General features: G+C 29.2%; 19 protein-coding genes. 4 read left to right on the forward strand and 15 right to left on the reverse strand.

Annotated features, from left to right (window positions below; all coding sequences use genetic code 11):
- Window positions 1-169 precede the first annotated feature (169 nt).
- The 14 genes from ABDX67_RS05815 to dnaK form a co-directional block, all read right to left on the reverse strand.
- Entirely contained in the window at window positions 170-793 is a 624-nt protein-coding gene (locus ABDX67_RS05815) for a hypothetical protein (RefSeq protein WP_347174022.1), read from the reverse strand.
- Window positions 794-905: 112 nt separating this feature from the next.
- Complete coding sequence (locus tag ABDX67_RS05820; RefSeq protein WP_347174023.1) at window positions 906-1337, reverse strand: DUF2141 domain-containing protein; 432 nt, start codon at window positions 1335-1337, stop codon at window positions 906-908.
- 101 nt (window positions 1338-1438) lie between these two features.
- Window positions 1439-3595, reverse strand: a complete 2157-nt coding sequence (locus ABDX67_RS05825) for a TonB-dependent receptor (protein WP_347174024.1) — start codon at window positions 3593-3595, stop codon at window positions 1439-1441.
- A 127-nt stretch (window positions 3596-3722) separates the two neighbouring features.
- Complete coding sequence (locus ABDX67_RS05830; protein WP_347174025.1) at window positions 3723-4643, reverse strand: AraC family transcriptional regulator; 921 nt, start codon at window positions 4641-4643, stop codon at window positions 3723-3725.
- 10 nt (window positions 4644-4653) lie between these two features.
- A complete protein-coding gene (locus ABDX67_RS05835; RefSeq protein ID WP_347174026.1) occupies window positions 4654-5010 on the reverse strand; it encodes a hypothetical protein in 357 nt (118 codons plus the stop codon).
- Window positions 5007-5312 carry a hypothetical protein gene (locus tag ABDX67_RS05840; protein ID WP_347174027.1) on the reverse strand — a complete coding sequence of 102 codons (306 nt, stop codon included), beginning with the start codon at window positions 5310-5312 and terminating at the stop codon, window positions 5007-5009. Before ABDX67_RS05840 ends, ABDX67_RS05835 begins: the two co-directional genes overlap by 4 nt.
- 6 nt (window positions 5313-5318) lie before the next feature.
- Window positions 5319-6611, reverse strand: coding sequence for an NAD(P)/FAD-dependent oxidoreductase (locus tag ABDX67_RS05845; RefSeq protein WP_347174028.1), 1293 nt, complete (start codon window positions 6609-6611; stop codon window positions 5319-5321).
- A gap of 120 nt (window positions 6612-6731) precedes the next feature.
- Window positions 6732-7607, reverse strand: coding sequence for a hypothetical protein (locus ABDX67_RS05850; protein WP_347174029.1), 876 nt, complete (start codon window positions 7605-7607; stop codon window positions 6732-6734).
- Window positions 7607-9043, reverse strand: a complete 1437-nt coding sequence (locus ABDX67_RS05855; RefSeq protein WP_347174030.1) for an MBOAT family O-acyltransferase — start codon at window positions 9041-9043, stop codon at window positions 7607-7609. The genes ABDX67_RS05850 and ABDX67_RS05855 overlap by 1 nt, the downstream gene beginning before the upstream one ends.
- 29 nt (window positions 9044-9072) lie before the next feature.
- On the reverse strand, window positions 9073-9597 hold the full coding sequence (locus tag ABDX67_RS05860; protein WP_347174031.1) for a hypothetical protein: 525 nt from the start codon (window positions 9595-9597) through the stop codon (window positions 9073-9075).
- Window positions 9598-9739: 142 nt separating this feature from the next.
- Window positions 9740-11311, reverse strand: coding sequence for a T9SS type A sorting domain-containing protein (locus tag ABDX67_RS05865; RefSeq protein ID WP_347174032.1), 1572 nt, complete (start codon window positions 11309-11311; stop codon window positions 9740-9742).
- 73 nt (window positions 11312-11384) lie between these two features.
- Window positions 11385-13229, reverse strand: coding sequence for a sensor histidine kinase (locus ABDX67_RS05870; protein WP_347174033.1), 1845 nt, complete (start codon window positions 13227-13229; stop codon window positions 11385-11387).
- Complete coding sequence (locus ABDX67_RS05875) at window positions 13216-13848, reverse strand: response regulator (RefSeq protein ID WP_347174034.1); 633 nt, start codon at window positions 13846-13848, stop codon at window positions 13216-13218. Before ABDX67_RS05875 ends, ABDX67_RS05870 begins: the two co-directional genes overlap by 14 nt.
- Window positions 13849-14051: 203 nt before the next feature.
- Window positions 14052-15953 (reverse strand): molecular chaperone DnaK, encoded by a 1902-nt coding sequence (dnaK, locus tag ABDX67_RS05880; RefSeq protein ID WP_347174035.1) that lies wholly within the window; start codon window positions 15951-15953, stop codon window positions 14052-14054.
- 222 nt (window positions 15954-16175) lie between these two features.
- Here dnaK and ABDX67_RS05885 point away from each other — a divergent pair, with 222 nt between their 5' ends.
- A complete protein-coding gene (locus ABDX67_RS05885; RefSeq protein ID WP_347174036.1) occupies window positions 16176-17600 on the forward strand; it encodes an L-serine ammonia-lyase in 1425 nt (474 codons plus the stop codon).
- A 142-nt stretch (window positions 17601-17742) separates the two neighbouring features.
- On the opposite strand, the gene yaaA is transcribed toward ABDX67_RS05885, so the two are convergent.
- Window positions 17743-18501, reverse strand: coding sequence for a peroxide stress protein YaaA (yaaA, locus tag ABDX67_RS05890; RefSeq protein WP_347174037.1), 759 nt, complete (start codon window positions 18499-18501; stop codon window positions 17743-17745).
- 216 nt (window positions 18502-18717) lie between these two features.
- On the opposite strand from yaaA, the gene ABDX67_RS05895 reads away from it, so the two are divergent.
- From ABDX67_RS05895 to ABDX67_RS05905, 3 genes are all read left to right on the forward strand, one after another.
- On the forward strand, window positions 18718-19092 hold the full coding sequence (locus tag ABDX67_RS05895) for a hypothetical protein (protein ID WP_347174038.1): 375 nt from the start codon (window positions 18718-18720) through the stop codon (window positions 19090-19092).
- A gap of 101 nt (window positions 19093-19193) precedes the next feature.
- On the forward strand, window positions 19194-19685 hold the full coding sequence (locus ABDX67_RS05900) for a hypothetical protein (protein WP_347174039.1): 492 nt from the start codon (window positions 19194-19196) through the stop codon (window positions 19683-19685).
- Window positions 19686-19936: 251 nt separating this feature from the next.
- Window positions 19937-21913 (forward strand): monovalent cation:proton antiporter family protein, encoded by a 1977-nt coding sequence (locus ABDX67_RS05905; protein ID WP_347174040.1) that lies wholly within the window; start codon window positions 19937-19939, stop codon window positions 21911-21913.
- The last annotated feature ends 187 nt before the right edge of the window (window positions 21914-22100 follow it).

Consider the following 22100-nt stretch of genomic DNA (forward strand, 5'->3'; position numbering starts at 1 on the left):
GCTACTGAATTCCTAATCGGAATTCAACGCAAGTTTGCTATCTTTGGTTTACGGCGGAAAATCCTCGCGGATTTATCCGCAACAAATCATAGCCAAAACCGTTAGCGAAACATAAAAACCTTCATCATTTATGATGAAGGTTTTTAAATTCAACTAATTTTAAAATTACTTATTTACTACATTGTTTTAACGCTTCTTGCGCTCTTTCAATGCCGCCAAAAGGATGAAACTTTCCTTTTTGCTTTTCCTTTTTAAACAATTCTATAGAACGTTCTATTTCTTTACAAAATGGCTTGGTAGATTGTCCAAAAAATGCTGCTCCGCCAATATCCCATTGTGCTTTTCCTAAAACAACTCTTGGGTTATTTGGTGCAATTTTTAACGCTGCATTGTATAATTGTATGTTCTCACCAGATAATGTCATTCCGTATTTTTGTCCGTCAAAAGCAACATACACCGTGTTTAATAAAGCTTGTGTAATCATTATTTCTGGATTGCTTTTAGAAAGTGCATTTGCATCGTCTAACAACGCTTGTGCTTTGTCTAAATGTGTTTTCAACTTCGATTCATCTTTGATAGCAAAACCATCAATAATTAATACAGTTGCAGCATAATATGGTGGCAACCAATTGTCTTTTTCTGCAGATGCAATTCTTTCAAAAAGCTGAACAGCTTCCGTGTTTTTTTGTTGTCCCCAAAGTTCAAATGCTTTGGTCATTCCTTTTTCATATTGTGTTTGAGCAAAACTGTTTACTGCAAAAATTAGTGCTAGTACTAGAGTTATTTTTTTCATTTTTAAATATTTTAGTTTGTTAATATTGTTTATTTTCTTCTCAAGAAATTTTAATTTCATAACAATCTCATTAATTTAAAAGATTGCTATACGTGGTTTTTAATGACAGTAGTTATTTTACTTTTATAGGAATTGTAATGTCTTTGGTTACACTAAATTTTGAGTCTTTATATTTTGGCGGCCCCATAAATCCTGTTGCGTCGTTAGACATTCCTATTGGTTCCTTCGGAATTCCGAAGATTTTAGTGTCAAGTTTTTTATTGTTATTTTCATCATGAAAAACTGAAATTGCATAAATTCCGTTTTCAATATTCTTAAAAACTGCCGTTGCTTTTTTAGCTGATACTTTTACAATTTTTCCTTTAAAGCTTTTCTTTAAAAAATCTTTTTCAGAATTGTACAAGGCTACAAAAACGTCACCTTTGTCAGATTTCATTCCAGAGATTGTTATTGTAAGTGTGTTTGCTTCTTTTTCTTGAGCAAATGCTTGTGAAAAGAAAAAACTTGTGATGATAAGTACGAACGTTAAAATTACTTTTTGCATAATGTTTGATTTTTATTTCTGTTCAAATATCTAATTATTTAAAGCCCTAAAAATATATTTATAACCGAATTGTTGTTTTTTATGACTGAGTTGTAATCAATTTATAAATTCTTTAATTGATTGTCTTTTTTGTTATCACTTATCGTCCAAAAGAAACCTACAAAGAAGAATCTATCAGCAGATGGAGTTATCGCTCTACTATCAAATTTACCTTGTGGGTTTTGTTGATTTGAGTATTGATATCCGTTGATGTTTTTAGTTCCCAACACATTACTTACAGACAAATAAAGTATTTTTTGCTGACTAATTAAATACGCCCAATTAGCATTTAATGCGTTGTAACTTTTTGTTTGATCGTTTAAGAATCCTGTCATATTTGGATTTGTAAAATTTCTACCAGAAGCGTAATTATAACTAAACCCAACTTGACTTTTCCAATCGGTAATAAAATGTTTTACAACAACAGACAAATTGTGCTTTGCAACAAAATTGGGCGTTGCAGAAGCTGCGTAATTTTTATAATCTCTTTTGGTATCTAAGAAAGAATATGAAATCCAATAATCTGTATTTTTAAAGCTTTTATTATCTCTCCAAAAAACATCTAATCCTTTTGCATACCCAAAGCCATTATTCGAATAGTTTGATGTTGGCAACGTAAAATCAGTGTCGTATTTTACCAAGTCGTTATACTTTTTATAATACGCTTCAATTCTTAAAATTTTCTTGTCTTTTACATATTGATAATTGGCAATTAGATGTGATGTGTTTTCTGCTTTAAAATTAGAATTGAATTTTAAATATTCACTATTTGGATTTTGATAAAACTGTCCGTACGCCAACGAAAATTGTCCATTTTCACTCGCTTTATATGCTAATGAAAGTCTTGGAGAAATTGTAAGCTCTTTTAATAATTGCGAATATTCTGATCTCAACCCAATTTTTGCAGCAACATTTTTAGAGAAAAAAACATCTACTTCTGCAAACGTTCCAAAAATGTTATTGTCAAATCCATAGTTATAATTCCCAACATTTGTGCTTTTATAATCTTCTTTAAAATTGGTCATAAAATATTCTGCACCAACATTTAGTTTCACTCTATTGTTTATGTTTCTTTTGAAACGCACTTTAAAATGTGCCGAATTTTCGTCATTTGTAACTTCATCAGCTTCTAACTTAATATCAGAATGATCGTTTGTTAAAGATAAACCAGTTAAAAAGGTCCAATTATTTTTTAAAAATCCTTTGTAAGAAGTATTAAAATATACGTTTCTATTTTTTAATCCAAAACGAAATCCGTTTGGTAAATTGATATCTTCTTGGGTTACATCTAAATCTGAATAACCAAAAGCTCCGTACATTTTTAACATTCCGTCATTTTTCATTTTCTGACGATAAATCATTTCTCCGCCTAAAGCTTCTGGTGATTTATGCCAAACTTCATTATCTGGAAAAGCTGCATTATACGGCGCCAAATTTATATATGATGCGTTTACACTTAACGATTTATTATCCCAAATTTGTGTATTCCCTAAACCCAAACCAAGTGTCATAAAAGACAAATCTGTTTTTTCTTCTGTGGGTTCATCAATAGAATTTAACAACAAAACACTCGACAATGCTTGTCCGTATTCAGCAGAATATCCACCGGTAGAAAATGTAATTCCTTTGAATAAAAACGGAGATAAACGTCCGCGAGTTGGAATGTTATTTGGAGTTGGAGAATACGGCGTAAAAACTCTAATTCCGTCTACAAAAATTTGCGTTTCACCTGCATCACCTCCACGAACAAAAAGTCGCCCATCTTCAGAAACATTTGATGTTCCTGGCAAAGTTTGTAAAGCCGCAACAAAATCGCCCATCGCGCCAGCAGTTGTTACAATATCTAATGGTTTTAAAGCGGTAACTTTTGCGTTGTCTCCAGCTTCAAAAGATCCAGCATTTATATTTACCGCATCTAAAGTATTTACATCTTCTCTTAATTTTATTAGCAATTTTGAGAATGTTTTTACATCCGCAGTTTTAGAATATGGCACATATGATATAAATGAAATTTTTAAGGTTTGAATTCCTTTTTCTGAAGTTGTAAAAGAAAATTCTCCTTTTTCGTTGGTTGATGTTCCGTCATAAGTGCCATCTAAAAATACATTTGCACCAATAATTGGTTCTCCTTTTTTGTCTGTTACTTTACCCGAAACTGTGGTTTGTGCTGCTAAAGAAATTTGGCAAATAGCGATAATAAAAAATAATAGTCGTTTCATTTTTATGAATTGTTTTGTTTGTTTGATGCCACAAAGATGTAGCAGAAAACAAGCTCTGACTAAAAAGAGTTACTGAATTGTAAAAAAGTAATGATGAATTGTTTAAATGTAAAGTTTAATGCATCAACTATAAAACAGGAATGCACATATCTACAATAAATTTATTCTCTGGATGTTCTGCAGCGTTGTTATAATAAATTTCAAACGGATCTTTATCGCCTTTTTTATACCCATTTTCTGACATCCAAACAAAATTAGATTCCCACGCTTGTTGAAATTCATTTGGAGTAATTTCGAATCTTGATACAATACATTTTCCTGGTTGTATCGTTTTTAAACGCACTTCTCCTTCAACAGTAGTTTTGGTATTTAAAACAATTGCTATGCTCGATCTAATATTTTCTGGACTTGTAATTTTTGGGCTATCATGATACATAGTAAGCAATCGTAAATTTTCTTGATTCATCAATCCTTTTGGTGCTGCCCATTGAATTAATCTGTTAAAAACTTCTCCAATTTTTTCCATTTCTCCTTTATGAGAAATGTATGCCAATTGTAATTCTTCTACGTTTTGTATGGTTGTTTTTCCGTTCATTTTAATCCAATTTAATGCGTTATTTACATTGCAAATGTATTGTTCAAAAGTCACAACAACTTGCCCATTCTTGCTTTCTATTTTACAAATCTTGCTATATTTATCTGGACTTAATTCTTTAAATTCTGCAGGACTAATTCCGAAAAATTTTTTAAATGCTCTAGAAAAAGACGATAAACTTGTAAAACCAATGATTTCCGAAACTTCTGTAATTGATATTTCTTTTTGATGAATTAAAAAATTAGCTGCTTTTTCTATTCGCAAACGAGCAATAAAATTATTGACTGTTTCACCTACAACTAAAGAAAAAATTCTATGAAAATGAAATGGAGAAAAATACGCTTCTTTGGCAATATCACTCAAAATTAATTTCTCTGAAAGATGTGTTTCTATATACAGAATTGCATTGTTAATTCTAGCAACGTTTTCTTTTCTTACAGATTCTGTATTCATATTTTAGTCACTAATTTAGTTTTTTTTTCTGTAAATAATAAAATACAAATCCGCTTAAGAAATACAAACAAACATCTATAAAATCTGATGTATATCTTGAATGAAATTTAGGCAACCAATATTCAAATATCACTGAATACATCAAACAGATATATAGAATATTTAAAAGCGATAATTGTATGTTTGAATCTCTTTTTAGTTTTTGAATCACAAATAAACTTAGATATAAAACAATCGGAATAATTAAAAAATCGTTTACATAAAACCGAATTATCTTTGGTAATAAAATTCCGAGAACTTCACAAATGTAAATTCCAAATCCGAGAACTACAGAAATTATAATATAATATGGAAGTGCTTTTTTCATCCAGAAAGACTTACAATCAACCAAGCAATTAATCCACCGATAATGTTAAGCAGTATCCAAACTGAATGTAAAATCCAACCAATAATTTTTACCAAAAAAAAAGGATGTTTTCTTAATTTATCTATAAAACTTAATTTTTCTAGCTCTTCTTTTGCTAAAGTTATTTCTTTTTCATGAATTTTAGTTGCTCTTTCAACTTGCTTTTTTTTGTGAGAAATTAATGAATTACAATTTTCGCAATACTCTCTATTTGTATTAAAAACCCCGCAATTTAAACATTTTATGTGTGAAGTAGTAGACAAATCTTGCTATTTAAAAGATTGGTTGTTTTTATTTTTAAAAGGTCTAATTATCAATCTTGATTCTCTATCAAAACGAATATAATTATACACCCAATTTAAAAACACAATTGCTCTGTTTCTAAAACCTATTAAAGAAAATAAGTGCACAAACATCCATACAAACCAAGCAAAAACACCTTGAAATTTCCATCTTTTTAAATCTACAACAGCTTTGTTTCTACCAATTGTTGCCATTGATCCTTTGTCATTATAAACAAATGGCTGTAATGGTTTTGATTTTAATGCTGCTAAAATATTTTTTGCCAATAGTTTTCCTTGTTGCAAAGCTGGTTGCGCCATCATTGGATGCCCGTGTGGATTTTTCTCAGAACTCATGGAAGCAACATCTCCAATCGCAAAAATATTTTTATGTCCGTTTATTTTATTAAAAGCATCAACTTTAATTCTGTTTGCTCTTTCAACAATACATTCTTCATTTAAACCGTTAATTGTTTCACCTTGAACACCAGCTGCCCAAATTACAGTTGCTGCTTTAAAAACCTCATTTGTGTTGGTTGTAACCAACTCGCCATCATACTTGATTACACGTAAATTTTTCCAGATATTCACACCTAAATCAGCTAAGAAATCTTCTGCTTTTTCAGATGCTTTAGCACTCATTGCGTCAATTAAACGATCTGAGCCTTGAATTATATTAATTTGCATTTCTCTAATGTCTAAATCTGGATAATCTTTTGGCAAAATACCTTTTTTCATTTCTGCTAAAGCACCAGCCAACTCAACTCCTGTTGGTCCGCCACCAACAATAATAAAATTCATTAATGCTTTGCGTTCTTCAAAATCTGATGTGAGTAAAGCTTCTTCAAAATTTTCTAAGACTAAACTTCTAATATTTAAAGATTGCGGAATGTTTTTCATTTCCATTGCATGTTTTTCGATGTTTTTATTACCGAAAAAATTAGTTTTAGAACCTGTTGCTAAAACCAAATAATCATAACTTAAATTGCCAATTGATGTTTCTATCTCATTTTTTTCTGGATGAATCTTTAACACTTCTGCTAATCTAAAATGATAATATTTTAAATTGTTAAATAATTTTCTGATAGGAAATGCAATAGAATCTGGTTCTAATCCGCCAGTTGCAACTTGATATAACAATGGTTGAAAAGTGTGGTAATTGTGCTTATCGACTAAAACAACTTGAACTTCTTTTTTTTCTAATCCTTTTGCGAGTGCTAATCCAGCAAAACCTCCACCAACAATTACAACTCTTGGCAAACTAGTTTGTGGTATGTTCATAAATGCATTGTAAATAAATACGATTAATTTCAGTGAAATTTAACTGAATAAATTTACGAAATTATCAACAATAAGAACAACTTTAAAATTATAATTTAATATTAAAATTATAATGAGATTCTATTTTTTTAAATTAAAATCTCTAATAATCATTTTTGTAAACAATTTTGCTCCCCTAATATTTAAATGGTCTGAATCTTTAAAATATTTTACTTCTTTTATAGAATCAATGTATTGAACAATATTATTTCTCTTTGCAAATGATTTATATTTTTCTGTTTTAATTGGATTATAATAAGGTGAAGTAAAAAAAGCTAACTGCAAATTATTTTTTTGAGCAAATAATTTTATTTCATTTAACAAATCATTTTGATGTTTTTCTTCAAAAACATAAGAAGCTTCTGAATCTGCTAAGTTTTTTTCTAAACCAATAAAAAAGTTTTTCTCTCTTGTTTTATTATTCAGTTTTAATAATAGTTCTCTATATCCAATTTTGTAACCAAAATTCATATATCTATAAAATGGAACTTTAGAATTTAAAATAAAATCTTCATCATATTTTTTGAAATGATTTTTTACTTCAACATTTTTAATAAATGGCATAAAATAACTTGCACCAATTACAGATTTACTTTTCATAGCATTTAAATCTGATTCATCTATTTGAATAAAATATTTTTTCGCTTTAAACTCTTTGTCTATCAATAATTTCAATAGCAAAAAAGTTTCTGAAAGATTTTGCCCAGAAACTCCCATATTTAAACTTTTCAAATTAGATTTTTCATTGATAAAATCTGTATCTATATGATGCTCAACTCTTGATGAACCTAAAAAAATATAATCAAAGTTTTTCTCTTTGTTTTGAAAAACAAACTCTACCTTATTTCGTATTCCTTTTTTGTTAAAAAAAATGCTTGTAAATAAAATATCTAGTAGAAATAGCATAAAAATTAATGCTACAACTCTTAGACTAATATATTTTATAAATCGTTTCATTAGAATTGAAAATATATAAAACTCGAATGATTTGTAAACTGACCAAAAACCAATAAAAATAATAGTATAATCACTTCATTTAAATTTTTAAACCTACCTTCAAAAGGTGTTTCTTTTTTTCTGTAAATCCATTCAAAAAGAATTAAAATTGGAATTAAAAAAACCATTTCAAAAGAATATCTTTCGATTCCGCCTAAATAATCTATTGAAAAGATATTTCTAGTATTAAACATATTCCCAAGATAATCTATAGCTTCAGTTACAGAATTTGCTCTAAAAAAGATCCATGCAAATGTGGTTAAACAAAAAGTAATTCCTATTTGAAAAAATTCTTTAACAGAAGGAAAAACTCTATTCTCTGCAGAATCTCCAACATGATTTCTATTTTTTTTCGCTAACAATAAAGGTAAAAAGAAAAGAGCATTTAATCCGCCCCAAACAACAAATGTCCAATTGGCACCATGCCAAAATCCGCTCACTAAAAATATCACAAAAACATTTCTAATTTGCATTGATTTTGAACCACGAGAACCACCTAGCGGAATGTAAACATAATCTCTAAACCAAGTTGATAATGAAATGTGCCAGCGTCTCCAAAACTCGGCAATGTCTCTAGAGAAATATGGATAGTTAAAGTTTCTCATTAATTTAAAGCCAAATAATCTTGCTGTACCGATTGCAATATCAGAATAACCTGAAAAATCTCCATAAATCTGAAATGCAAAATAAACAGCTCCTAAAATTAAGGTTAAACTTGATTGATCTTCGTAGGTTCCGAAAATCTCATTAACATAAATTGCACAATTATCTGCAATAACAATTTTCTTAAACAAGCCCCAAAGAATAAGTTTTATTCCAGAAACTGCCAACTCATAATTAAAGGTTCTTTTCTTATAAAACTGAGGCAACAAATTTGTTGCTCTTTCAATTGGACCAGCAACCAATTGCGGAAAAAAGGAGACAAAACTTGCAAAAGCAATAAAGTTTTTAGTTGGTTTTAATTTATTTCTATAAATATCAATCGAATAACTTAATGTTTGAAATGTGTAAAAAGAAATTCCGACTGGTAGAATAATATTCAAAGAACTTTTATGCATTTCAACTCCTACAGAAGACCACGCTTCTACCCAATTATCAATAAAGAAATTAAAATACTTAAAGAAACCTAAAAGCCCTAAATTAAAAACCAAACTAATCCAAAGTAAATGTTTTCTTCGTTTACAATTTTCAACTTTTTGTAATAATAAACCAATAAAATAATCTACAACTGTGCTTACAAGAATTAAAATTAAAAATCGCCAATCCCACCAACCATAAAAAACATAACTAGCAATTAGCAATAATATATTTTGATTTTGTATCTTTTTGAAAACAAACCAGTACAATACAAAAATTGTAGGTAAAAAAAATAAAAAATCAAAAGAATTAAATAACATCTCGTTTTTTTTTCAAAAATACATTTTTATTAACGCATTGCGTTTTTTATTTCTTGCAAGCTTTTATTAGAATTTATCAATTCAAAAACTATTTCTTTTCTCAGAACTGAAATTTCTTCTTCAAAATAATTTGCCCATTTATCATCTGAAAATAACTTTCTAACTTGAATGATTTTTTTCTGAGCAGTTTCTGCAAAAAACAAGAAAGCGTTTTCTTTGGTTGCCTTATGATGAAAATCCACAGTTTTATTTTTAAATTCTACAGTGATATAAAACTGCTTTTCTGTTTCATTCAATGGATAAAAATCTGTCCATTTTGCAAATCCAACATAATCGTTTTGACTTTTAATTTTCTCATCAGAAAGTAAACGCCATCTGCAATTTGCAACGCGCCCCCAATGATTTGATTTTCTATACACACCTTTATTCGTATAAAAATAAAAGCTATTTGATTTACTTTTATAATGTGTGTTTTCTGGAAAAACAAAATTATTCACTTGCGTAAAATCACAAAAAGTTTGTTTAAAGAAGTTTGTTTGATTGTAGGTTTTCAAAGTCAGTAATTAAAGTGTATTGCGAATGTAATAAAGAAATCAGTTGTTTCATAAAAAGATTGATTCGTTCCTTGCAATGACAAAAAACAAAAAAACGCAACCAACTTAATGATTGCGCATTTTTTAATTGAATTAAGAACTTTTATTTGATGATTTTCCTAGAAACGGTTCCTTTATCTGTTTCTACAATCAATAAATACATTCCGCTTGTTAAATGAGAAACGTTTATTGTTTTATTATTTTTTGATGAAAATTTAGAAATTCGTTTTCCGGTAATATCTCTTAACAAAACACTTTTAACATTAATACTTGCATCGAAATCTAGTTTTATATAATCTGTAAACGGATTTGGATACACATTAATCATTGAAGCTAAGACTTCAGAATCTACAGACAATGCACCACTAACATAAGTAGTTCCTGCATCAATATTCGTCCAATTTGCAGTAGAAAACGTAGCATCATCAACCGTTATTGTTGTTAAATTATTATTTGTTGCATTAAAATTATCGTTTGTAATATTTGTATTATTTCCGTTATTTACTTTTAACGATGTTAATGCATTATTATTAACAATAATTCTTGTTAATGAAGGAAAGCTTGATAAATCTAACGTAGTTAAAGCGTTATTACTAAGATCTACTGTTTTAAGTTTTGTGTTATTTACTGCTGATTTTCTTTTAGCATTTGTTGTTGCAAAATTAATTTGAGTTAACGCAGTATTTCCTTTTGCAACCAAACTATCTAATTCTGCTACAGTTGTAATATCCAACGCTTTTATAACAGGACAATTTTTCAATATTAACTCTGTTAATAATGGGTTTTTAGAAAAATCAATCGCTTCTAATATTGCATTTCCGTTTGCAGCAAAAGCTTGTAAAAATGGATTTTTAGTTAAGTCGATGTTTTTTAACGCATCATTATCACTTAAATCAATGTTTTTTAAATCTCTAAATTGTGATAAATCTATCGCAGATAAATCGCTTTTACCCAAAACCAACCCTTGCATATTTACAAATGAATCTAAAAAAGATAAATCTGCAATTCCTGTAATTGATGATAAATCTAAGTTTCCAACAAATAGTTTTACTTCGCTTAACAATAATTTACCATCTTTATTTGTGTCTACTTTTTCTTTTAAAAGTGTAATAATTTCTGCCGGAAAAGACGATATAAATGGCATTACATCAACATTTTCACAATCTTCGCTAAAACCTTTTACTTCATCATCTGATGCAATCCATCGTGTTGTACCTGGTGCAAACTCAGAATATTGTCCAGCAAAATCTACATTAATACAAAATAATCTGTTATTTAATGCGCTGTAGCTTCCACCACCAAATTTTACGTTGGTGTTATTGCCGTTTTTTACATTTAAAGAGGTTAAAAAATTATCATCACAATTTAAATTCATTAAATTGGTATTTGCGCTTAAATCTAATTCTGTTAATTCGTTTGTATTACAAATTAATGTAACTAAAGCCGAAAATGAACTGATACCCGTTAAGTCTTTAATTTTTTTATCTGATACATCTAATGTTGTAACGGTTGCAACATCAGTTAGTAAAACCGATTGGTTTATTACTCCGTCTGAATCTATTTTTAAATCAATTAAAGTTTGTTCGAAATTTGCATCTGGAATTGCAACTGATTGCGAAAAAGAAAATGATATTAAAAATAAAAAGAATACTGTAAGTGTAGTTTTTTGAATCATATGAATAGAATTAATTTTACCATAAAATTAATCAACTTATAAACCCAAAAAAATACCTTATTTACGGTATTTTTTAAATTTCCTTTTTTTGAATATTTGGAATTACAATTACGATAAAAGTTCCTTTATTTTTAATGGATGAAATTTCTATAGTTCCATTTAAATAAGCTACTCTTTTTTGAATATTGTATATTCCTAATCCTTTTTTTCTTTTGCTTGAATTAAAGCCAACTCCATCATCTTCAATAGTTATAGTAATTTCGTTATCAAAATTTACAAACTGAATTTCTACTGAGTTTGCTTTTGCATGCTTTAAAATGTTGTGTAATATTTCTTGAAGTATTCGATAAACGTTCAGTTCTTCTTTTTCGTCTAAAAAATTCTTGTTGCCAATAAACTGAAAATCATACGTAATTCCGCTTTCATAAAAAGCTTCTTCAACCAAATTTGTAAGCCGTTCTTCAAATGAAAGTAAGCTGCTTTTTTTTGGAGTTAATCGATGAGATATTTTTCTAACATCATCAATAATTGAAATTAATTTTTCTCTAGATGTGTCAGATAATTTTTTATCATGATCTATTTGTCTGAGAAAATTTGCCATTCTACTACCAATATCATCATGCAATTCATTAGAAATAATTACTTTTTCTTTTTCCATTCCATCAATAAAAGCCTCAGTAATTTCTTTTTGTTTTTCTGCAACTTTTAGTGTTAAATCGCTTTTTGCTTGATAAGTTAAACGAACATCATTAAGCAAACTAATTCCCAAAATAACTACTTCTAGTAAAGTTCCTATAAATAATAATGAAATATAAGTTCGTAATTCTGAGTACCAACCGTATTCTAATAATAAAGAAAATGCGCCACAAAGAAATAAAACGCCAAAAGATGCTAAATACAATCTAGCGACTTCCTTTTGTTTTGAATAAGTAATTAAAGCTGCTAAAAAATAACTCATTAAAGAGATAAATAACAAAATGTACAATGTTTTTATCATTAAGGTTATCTGACTTTGAAAGAATTCTGGAAATATTAACCAAACAGCTAATAAAAACAGAAAAGCGTACACACAAAAATCCATTAACAAATGAGTTTTAGTTGCATATTCTTTTGTTTTTAACAAACTCTGAGTAAATTTTAATAAAAACAACGCGCCAAAAACTAAGGTTGTCATTCTAAAAAAGGATGTAAATATGACTGTATTTGGATATAAATATTGGAAAGAATATCCCATTGTTGTAAATAAATACAAACTCGAAGCCAAAATATACAAGCTATACCACAAGTAAATTTGTTTTCGTAAAAAGAAAAAACTCACGAAACTAAAAAGAAAACAAATTACAAATCCGCCATAAAAAATACCTCGAACTAATTTGTACTTATTACTATTTTTGATAAACTCATCTTTATCCCATAAATAAGTTGGAAAACTAACCGATGTATTTCGTTTATCAATTCTAATTAAGAATGATGATTTTTGATTTGGATTTAAAACAATAGGAAAAATAAATTTTTCATTATCAATTGGTCTCGAATCAAACGGCATATAATCGCCACAATAATATTTAAGTTGATATTCTTCTTCTTTAGATTCGTAAAACTCAATATATTTTATATGTGGATTATTAACTTCAAAATACAATTCCTTTTTTAAAGTCGATGTATTTTCTATTGAAAACTTAAGCCAATAAAAGGCTTTAGAAAAACCATAAGAAGTTTTGTTTTCTTCCCATTTTATAGCATTATCATTTATTAAATCGTTGGCATTCGTATCTAATTCAGTTTTATGAATGTGTATGAATTGGTCGAATTTTACAGTTTTAAAATTCTCTTCTACTTTAAAATTGGTTTGAGAATAACTCAAGTTAAATCCAGATAAAAAAAAGAAAACAAGAAATATTTGTTTAGAAATTTTCATAATAAAACTTTACCAGTTCAACTGTTGAGTTAATATTCAATTTTCTAAAAATGTTTTTTTTGTGAGTATCAATCGTAAAACTACTTACATTTAATTCACTTGCAATTTCTTTGTTAGACAATCCTTCAGAGAAAAAAATAATGAGTTCTTTTTCTCTCTTGGTCAATAAATACTTTTTCTCAAAATCTTCTTTCTTAGAGATTGTATTATTGCTTCTTATTTTTTCTTTTAAACTAGAATCTACGATAAACTCACCGTGCTTTAATGTGTTTAAGATAGTTAGTAGCTCACTATTTACAACCTGTTTACTGCAATATGCATTTACGCCTAGTTTTTTACATTTCTCAATTAACATTTTATCGTTGTACATGCTAACGATGACAATTTTAACTTTGTTTCCTGAAGTTTTAAGCTTTTTTACAACCTCAATTCCATTTATCTCTTCCATATTTAAGTCTAAAAGAAGAATGTCTGCTTTGTATTTTTTTAGGTATTTTAAAGCATCTTTTCCGTTATCTACAATTTGCACTATATCAAAATGTTTTTTTAGAAAATCATTCATTCCATTTGCATAAATTGGATGATCTTCACAGATTACGATTTTACTTTTAAGACTCATTTATGTAGATTAAAAAACACTTAAAGTTATGTAATAAAATAACTTTAACCTCAAAAAAAATGTGTTTTTTAAAAACAAAAAAACGCAACCAACTTAATGATTGCGTTTTGATATTTATAAAGACTTAAATTTCTTTTAGATAGATCCCGCTTTTCAGCGGGATAAGTTCAATTACGTATTTTGAAAACAAAATACTATTTCACTTACTTTACTTCTTCGAAATCTACATCCTCAACATTGTCTCCTTGAGCATCGTTTGCTTCTGGTTGACCTTCTGTTGCTCCAGCTCCAGCTTGCGCCTCTTGCTCTGCTTTGTACATTTCTTCTGAAGCAGCTTTCCAAGCTTCATTTATCTTTTCCATTGCAGCATCAATTTGTGCAATATCTTTAGATTCGTGAGCAGCTTTTAATTCAACTAATGCAGCTTCAATTGGTGCTTTTTTATCGTCAGATAATTTTTCTCCAAATTCTTTCAATTGCTTTTCAGTTTGAAAAATCATTCCGTCAGCTCCATTGATTTTCTCAGCAGTTTCTTTTGCTACTTTATCTGCATCTGCATTTGCTTCTGCTTCTTGCTTCATTTTCTCGATTTCTTCTTCTGACAATCCAGATGAAGCTTCGATTCTAATCTCGTGAGATTTATTAGTTCCTTTGTCTAAAGCAGATACTTTAATAATTCCGTTTGCATCAATATCAAAAGTTACTTCAATTTGAGGAACTCCTCTTTGTGCTGGTGGCAATCCATCTAAATGAAAACGTCCAATAGTATTATTGTCTGCAGCCATTGCTCTTTCTCCTTGTAAAACATGAATTTCTACTGAAGGCTGATTGTCTACTGCTGTAGAAAATACTTGCGATTTCTTAGTTGGAATTGTTGTATTTGCATCGATTAACTTTGTAAATACATTCCCCATTGTTTCGATACCCAATGATAAAGGTGTAACGTCTAATAACAATACATCTTTTACATCACCAGATAAAACTCCACCTTGAATTGCAGCTCCTAAAGCAACAACTTCATCAGGGTTAACTCCTTTACTTGGCGCTTTTCCAAAGAATTTTTCTACTGCTTCTTGTACAGCAGGAATTCTTGTAGAACCACCAACTAAAATTACCTCATCAATATCTGAAGTAGATAAACCAGCAGCTTTTAAAGCCGATTTACATGGCGCAATTGTACGCTTCACTAAATCGTCTATCAATTGCTCAAATTTTGCTTTTGATAAAGTTCTTACCAAGTGTTTTGGTCCGCTAGCTGTAGCAGTAACATAAGGCAAGTTAATTTCTGTAGAAGCAGAACTAGACAATTCTATTTTTGCTTTTTCAGCAGCTTCTTTTAAACGTTGTAAAGCCATTGGATCTTCTCTTAAATCCATGTTTTCCTCTGCTTTAAACTCGTCTGCTAACCAGTTGATGATTTTTTGATCGACATCATCTCCACCTAAATGTGTATCTCCTTCTGTAGATAAAACTTCAAAAACTCCGTCTCCTAATTCTAAGATAGAAACATCATGTGTTCCACCACCAAAATCAAAAACAACGATTTTTTGATCAGTACCTTTTTTATCCATTCCATATGCTAAAGCAGCAGCAGTTGGTTCGTTGATAATTCTACGAACTTGTAAACCTGCAATTTCTCCAGCTTCTTTTGTAGCTTGTCTTTGTGCATCATTAAAATATGCTGGCACAGTAATTACCGCTTCAGTAACATCTTGTCCTAAATAGTCTTCAGCAGTTTTTTTCATTTTTTGCAATACCATAGCAGATATTTCTTGTGGCGTATATAAACGTCCATCAATATCTACTCTTGGTGTATCATTGTCTCCTTTTACCACTTTATAAGGAACTCTTTCTACTTCTTCTTTAGATTCAGAAAATTTGTTTCCCATAAAACGTTTGATAGAATAAACAGTTTTTGTTGGATTGGTTACCGCTTGTCTTTTTGCTGGATCACCAACTTTACGTTCTCCACCTTCAACAAAACCAATAATAGATGGTGTTGTTCTTTTTCCTTCTGCGTTAGGAATTACAACTGGCTCATTTCCTTCCATCACGGAAACACATGAATTTGTTGTTCCTAAATCAATTCCTATAATTTTACTCATAATTGTTATTTATATAATTAATATTGTTATTTCTATTTTACAATTCTCTAATAGTCAATTTGTATGCCATCTCTGTTTAAATAAAAAAATGTCAGTTTATAGGATTTACAACTCAAAAAATGTGACAGGTTGACAGAAATTTTAGTTTTTTGGGCATCGTAAAATCTATGAAATAAAATTTTTGAAATCGACAAATTTTATACATTAGCCAAAAATTTAAGTATGTCGCAATTTATTAGTGTCTTTGATATGTTAAAGATTGGAGTTGGACCATCAAGTTCTCACACTCTTGGACCTTGGCGTGCCGCCCAACTTTGGATTAAAAAGCTGAATTTGGAAATTATTACCGATGCAATTACACACATTAAGGTAGATTTATACGGTTCACTTTCTTTAACAGGAAAAGGGCACGCAACCGATTTAGCTGTTTTATTAGGGTTAAGCGGAACAGATCCTGAGTATATTCCGATTGATTCTATAGATAGTATCATATCAAACATAAAAGAAACTGGTATTTTAAAATTGAATGCATTAGACGATGTTCCTTATACCGAAAACACCATCACTTTTAATAGAGATTTTTTACCATTTCATTCTAACGGAATGACGTTTACAGCATATCATGATACCAAAGTGCTTTCTAAAGAAACCTATTATTCTATTGGTGGCGGATTTATTGTTCAAGAAAATGATAATTTAGAAGAAGAAATAGAAATTTCAAAAAAGAACTTTCCTTTTCCAATAAATAGAGCAACGCAATTAGAAAATTATTGTGAAATAGAAAGCAAATCAATTTCTGATATTGTTTTTTTAAACGAATTAGAATTAAAATCTGCCGATGAAATTGATTTTGAATTGCGTAGAATTTGGGACACAATGTTAGAGTGTATGTACATTGGTTGTCATACAGACGGAATTTTACCTGGCGGATTAAATGTAAAACGCAGAGCTTTAACAATGCACAATAAATTGATTAAAGACAGTTCTTATACAAATCCGAAAGAATGGATAACAGCGATTAGAAGTTCAGAGGTAAAATTTAGAGAAATCTTAAAATGGGTTAGTTGTTTTGCATTATCTGTAAACGAAGTAAATGCTTCTTTAGGAAGAGTTGTTACAGCACCAACTAACGGAAGTGCTGGTGTAATCCCAGCAGTTTTAATGTATTATTTAGTGATTGAAAATCACGAAGCTGATTTTAACGAGATTAAAAAGTTCTTATTAACTGCTGGTGAAATTGGAAGTATCTTTAAAAAAAATGCAACTATTTCTGCTGCGATGGGCGGTTGCCAAGCAGAAATTGGAGTTTCTTCTTCAATGGCTGCAGCTGCGTTAACTGAAGTTTTAGGCGGAACTCCAGCACAATGCTTGGTTGCTGCAGAAATTGCAATGGAACATCATTTAGGTTTAACTTGTGATCCGATTGGTGGTTTGGTTCAAATTCCTTGTATAGAACGCAATGCAATGGGAGCGATTAAAGCAATTAATGCCGCTGAATTGGCTTTAGAAACGGATCCGAAAGAAGTAAAAGTTCCGTTAGATAAAGTAATTGACACCATGTGGGAAACTGCAAAAGACATGAACAGAAACTACAAAGAAACTTCTGAAGGCGGTTTGGCTATTACGGTTCGTTTGGCGGATTGCTAATTATTGAGTTAGAAAGTTGCAAAGTAGCAAAGTTTGGTCATTGCGAATGTAATGAAGCAATCTCTTTTTTTGGGTTTTGTCTTTTGGAAAAAGTAGAACGGTTGAAAAATCTTAAATTAACAATTTAAGAATTGCTAATTGTTTAACGTGTAAAAGCCAGTTCTGTTTCGGTAGACATATTTTCATCAAATCCGTAACCATCAACATTAAATCCTTTTAAAGCATCAATCGTTGTAATATTATTATCAATAATATAACGCACCATTAATCCACGAGCTTTTTTAGCAAACGTCATAATGGTTTTGTATTGGCCATTTTTAAAATCTTTGAAAACTGGCGTAATCATTGGCACTTTTAATACTTTTTGATTGACCGCTTTAAAATATTCTGAACTTGCTAAATTAACCAACAAATCATCTTCTAATAACTCTTCATTTAAAGCTTCGGCAATTTTATCGCCCCAAAATTTGTACAAGTTTTCTGTTCGACCAACTTTTAACTTTTTTCCCATTTCTAGTCGATAAGCTTGTATTAAATCTAATGGTTTTAGTAAACCATACAAACCTGATAGTATACGCAAACGATCTTGTAACAACGGAATTTTATCAGAATCTAGAGTGTTTACATCGATGCCTCTAAAAACTTCTCCGGTAAACGCAAAAATGGCTTGTTTAGAATTTTCTGGTGTAAATGGCAAATTCCAATTTTGATTACGTTCATAATTTAGTGCTGCTAAATCATCAGAAATTCCCATAAACTCAGAAAGTTTTTTTCTAGACAAGGTTTTTAATTTCTTATTCAGCTTTACTGAATCGTCTAAAAATTGTGGCTGCGAATGTAAACTCGTTGGAACTTTACTTTCAAAATCTAATGACTTTGCTGGAGAAATAATTATTTTCATAAAACTGTTTTCTTAATAGAGTAAAAATACAATTAGAAACTAAAACAGTCAAGTTTTTAAAAAATTAAAATTGATGTACTTATAAATAGAATTGATTGCTTAAATTATATGTTTTCAAAAATAGTGAAGCCATAAAATTTGTTAATTATTGTTTAAATAATATAAAAAATATATTTTATTTTTACTTTGTATCATTTTCTTATTTACTTTTACTATATGAAAAAATATATGCACTTTTTTGGTTTAGCGTTGCTAATTGTATGTTGCTCCTTTACAAAAGGAGAAACGCATACAAGCACTACCAACATTGAGCATAACGAAGCTTCTTTTTTTAAAGAAAAAACTTCTTCTACTTCTTTTGAATTAGTTTTTCTTAAAGCAATACAAGCTGAAGAAACAACTATAAATCAATTAGGATCTAACACGTTTCTATTTTTTTATGGAGAATCAATTGCTAAGCCTTTTATTACAAACAAATCACTAGAGCAGTTTATTAAATTTCAGTTTTTACAATACACAAATACTGAACAAAACTTTCTTATTCTCTCTAGAAAATCTGACCTAATTTTTCCTTTCCATTATCATTGGTAATTGATATAAACTAAGTAGTCGCTTGACTATTATCATCGTTTTAATGCATTGTAAAAGCTACAATGCCAATCAATTTATCAATTAAATAAAAAATCATAAAAATGAATTTAGGAAACACGCTTGTTGGAGTTATTTTGGCAATTATTTGTATAACACCATTTGTAATTTTAAACCAACAAAGTAGAAAAAAGAAAAAAAACAGGTTAAAATTACTCCATTTAAACGCACAAAATATTGAATGTAAAATTGACACACATGAATTCTGTGGAGATTATCTCATCGGAATTGACACTAAAAATGGTGTTCTATTTTTTAATAAAGAAATCAATAAGGCAATTGTTGAAGATTGTATTAAACTCTCTGATTTCAAAGAATGTACAATTTGTACTCATTATCAAACAGTAAAAGATAAAAATCAACATTTTAAGGAAATAGATCAGTTGTTTTTAAGTTTTATTCCGCTTGTAAAAAGTAAATCAGAAATAAAATTAACTTTTTTTGATGCCGATGTTAATATGATGCTTAGTGGAGAATTAGAATCTATTAAAAAATGGCTGACCATTATTAATAATCAATTAGCTCTAAAAGTATAGCAGCTACAAAACCCTATAATTTAATTATAGGGTTTTGTTTTTTTGTGATATTTTTAATATAATAAACTCTTTAATTCTACTTATTTCTATGCTTTCTTTGGATACTATTCTTCAGTAAAAAAACTACATATTTTTCTAATAAAGAAAAATCATATTAATAGATAATTTAATTGTAATTAATTTAGTTTTGTAATTTGTGCTTTATATATAAAATTGAGCGGATTAAAAAAGGAAATTAAAAACACTAAAATATGCCATTATTACAAGATATACTTATCCTTTTAGGCTTTTCAGTCGTTATCGTTTTTGTACTTCAAAGACTAAAACTTCCTTCTATTATTGGTTTTCTATTAACTGGTGTAATTATTGGTCCTTATGGATTAAGTCTTATTACAGCTGTTGAACAAGTAGAAATTTTATCGGAAGTTGGTGTAATTCTGTTACTTTTTGTAATTGGAATGGAACTGTCTATTAAAGAATTAACATCCATCAGAAAAACTGTTTTTATTGGTGGACTTTTACAAGTAGGATTAACTGTTGGTGTTGCTGCTCTTGTTTATAATCTTTTGGGAAATTCTTGGAATGAATCTGTATTTGTTGGTTTTCTTTTCTCTTTATCGAGTACAGCAATCGTTTTAAAAACATTACAAGATCGGCAAGAAATTTCGGCGCCACACGCCAGAAATGCATTGGCAATTTTAATTTTTCAGGATATTATTGTAGTTCCAATGATGCTTGTTACACCAATGATTGCAGGAGAATCTTCGGATATTGGCATGGACATTTTTATGTTACTTGTAAAATCTGCAATAGTTGTAGTTATGACATATATTAGTGCAAGATATATTGTGCCAAAATTGATGCATGCTGTTGCAAAAACCAATAGTAAAGAACTTTTTTTATTAGTAACAATTACACTTTGTTTTGCAATTGCATTTTTTACAGCAGAAATAGGATTGTCATTAGCATTAGGTGCTTTTATTGCCGGACTTATTATTTCAGAATCAGAATATAGTCATCAAGCAACAAGTATTATTCTTCCTTTTCGAGAGCTTTTTACAAGTTTCTTTTTCGTTTCTGTTGGAATGTTACTTGATTTAAGCTTTTTCATCAACAACATACCAATTATTTTATTATTGGTATTTGTTGTACTCATTTTAAAATCTACTGTTGCGGCAATTGCTGTTGCAATTTTAAAATATCCAACAAAAACAGCAATCTTAACAGGATTATCGCTTTTTCAAGTTGGAGAATTTGCTTTTATCCTTTCTAAAATAGGAATTGAATATAATTTGTTAACTCCGCAAACAAATCAATACTTCTTATCAGTTTCTATTGTATCAATGATTCTAACTCCGTTTGTCATCATTTTTTCGGAAGATATTGCTGAAAAATTAATTAGCATTTCAAAAAAATTAGGAATAAAAAAAACAGACGCTACAAACAGTATTATTGAAGAAAATATTAAAGATAAGTTAGAAAACCATTTGGTAATTATTGGCTACGGAATAAATGGAAGCAATTTGGCAAAAGCTGCAACTGCAAGTAAAATTCCGTTTATAGTTATTGAGATGGATGCTGAAACGGTAAAACAAGAAAAAGAAAAAGGATTGCCAATTATTTTTGGTGACGCAACAAATCATCACATTTTAGATACCGTAAATATTTCTCAAGCTAGAGCAGCTGTAATTGCTATTTCTGAAAATACTGCAACCGAAAGTATTATTAAAAATATTAGAGCACAATCTGATTCTTTATATTTAGTAGTAAGAACAAGATATGTTGCAGAAACTTCTGAATTATTGGCGTTAGGAGCCGATGAAGTAATTCCGGAGGAATTTGAAACATCCATACAAATATTTGGACATATTTTGCATAACTTTCTTGTACCAGAAGGCGAAATTGAACAACTTATTGAAAAAGTAAGATCAGATAATTATCGTTTGTTTAAAGATGAATTAAAGCCTTCTAAAACTTACCGACCAACAAAATTAGCAGACTTTAATATAAGTTGTGTACGCATGAATACAGACAGTAATAAGTTTTTAGGAAAACCTTTAAACGACTTGCATCTTAGAGTTAATTATGGGATAAATATCTTGGTAATTAAAAGAAAAGATGACGTTTTGGAAAGCATACAACCCACAGAAGTTTTAAAACAAGGAGACATTTTATACATTCAAGGAAGTCAGAGTAATATTGAACAGTTTAGAAAATTGATAAAATAGAATAAGTTACATTTTAATATTAATAAGAAATTAGCTAAAACAACTCATTATTTAAAAGTTAAAACAGAAACAAACTATCCCTTTAACAGTTCAAGAAAATTAGACTTATATAGTTTTCCTACCGGAATAATAGCATCAATAATTAAAATTATTACTTCCTTAAACACTCTTAATGTGCTCTTTAGCA

The organism is Polaribacter uvawellassae (assembly GCF_039748955.1).
GTDB lineage: Bacteria > Bacteroidota > Bacteroidia > Flavobacteriales > Flavobacteriaceae > Polaribacter > Polaribacter uvawellassae.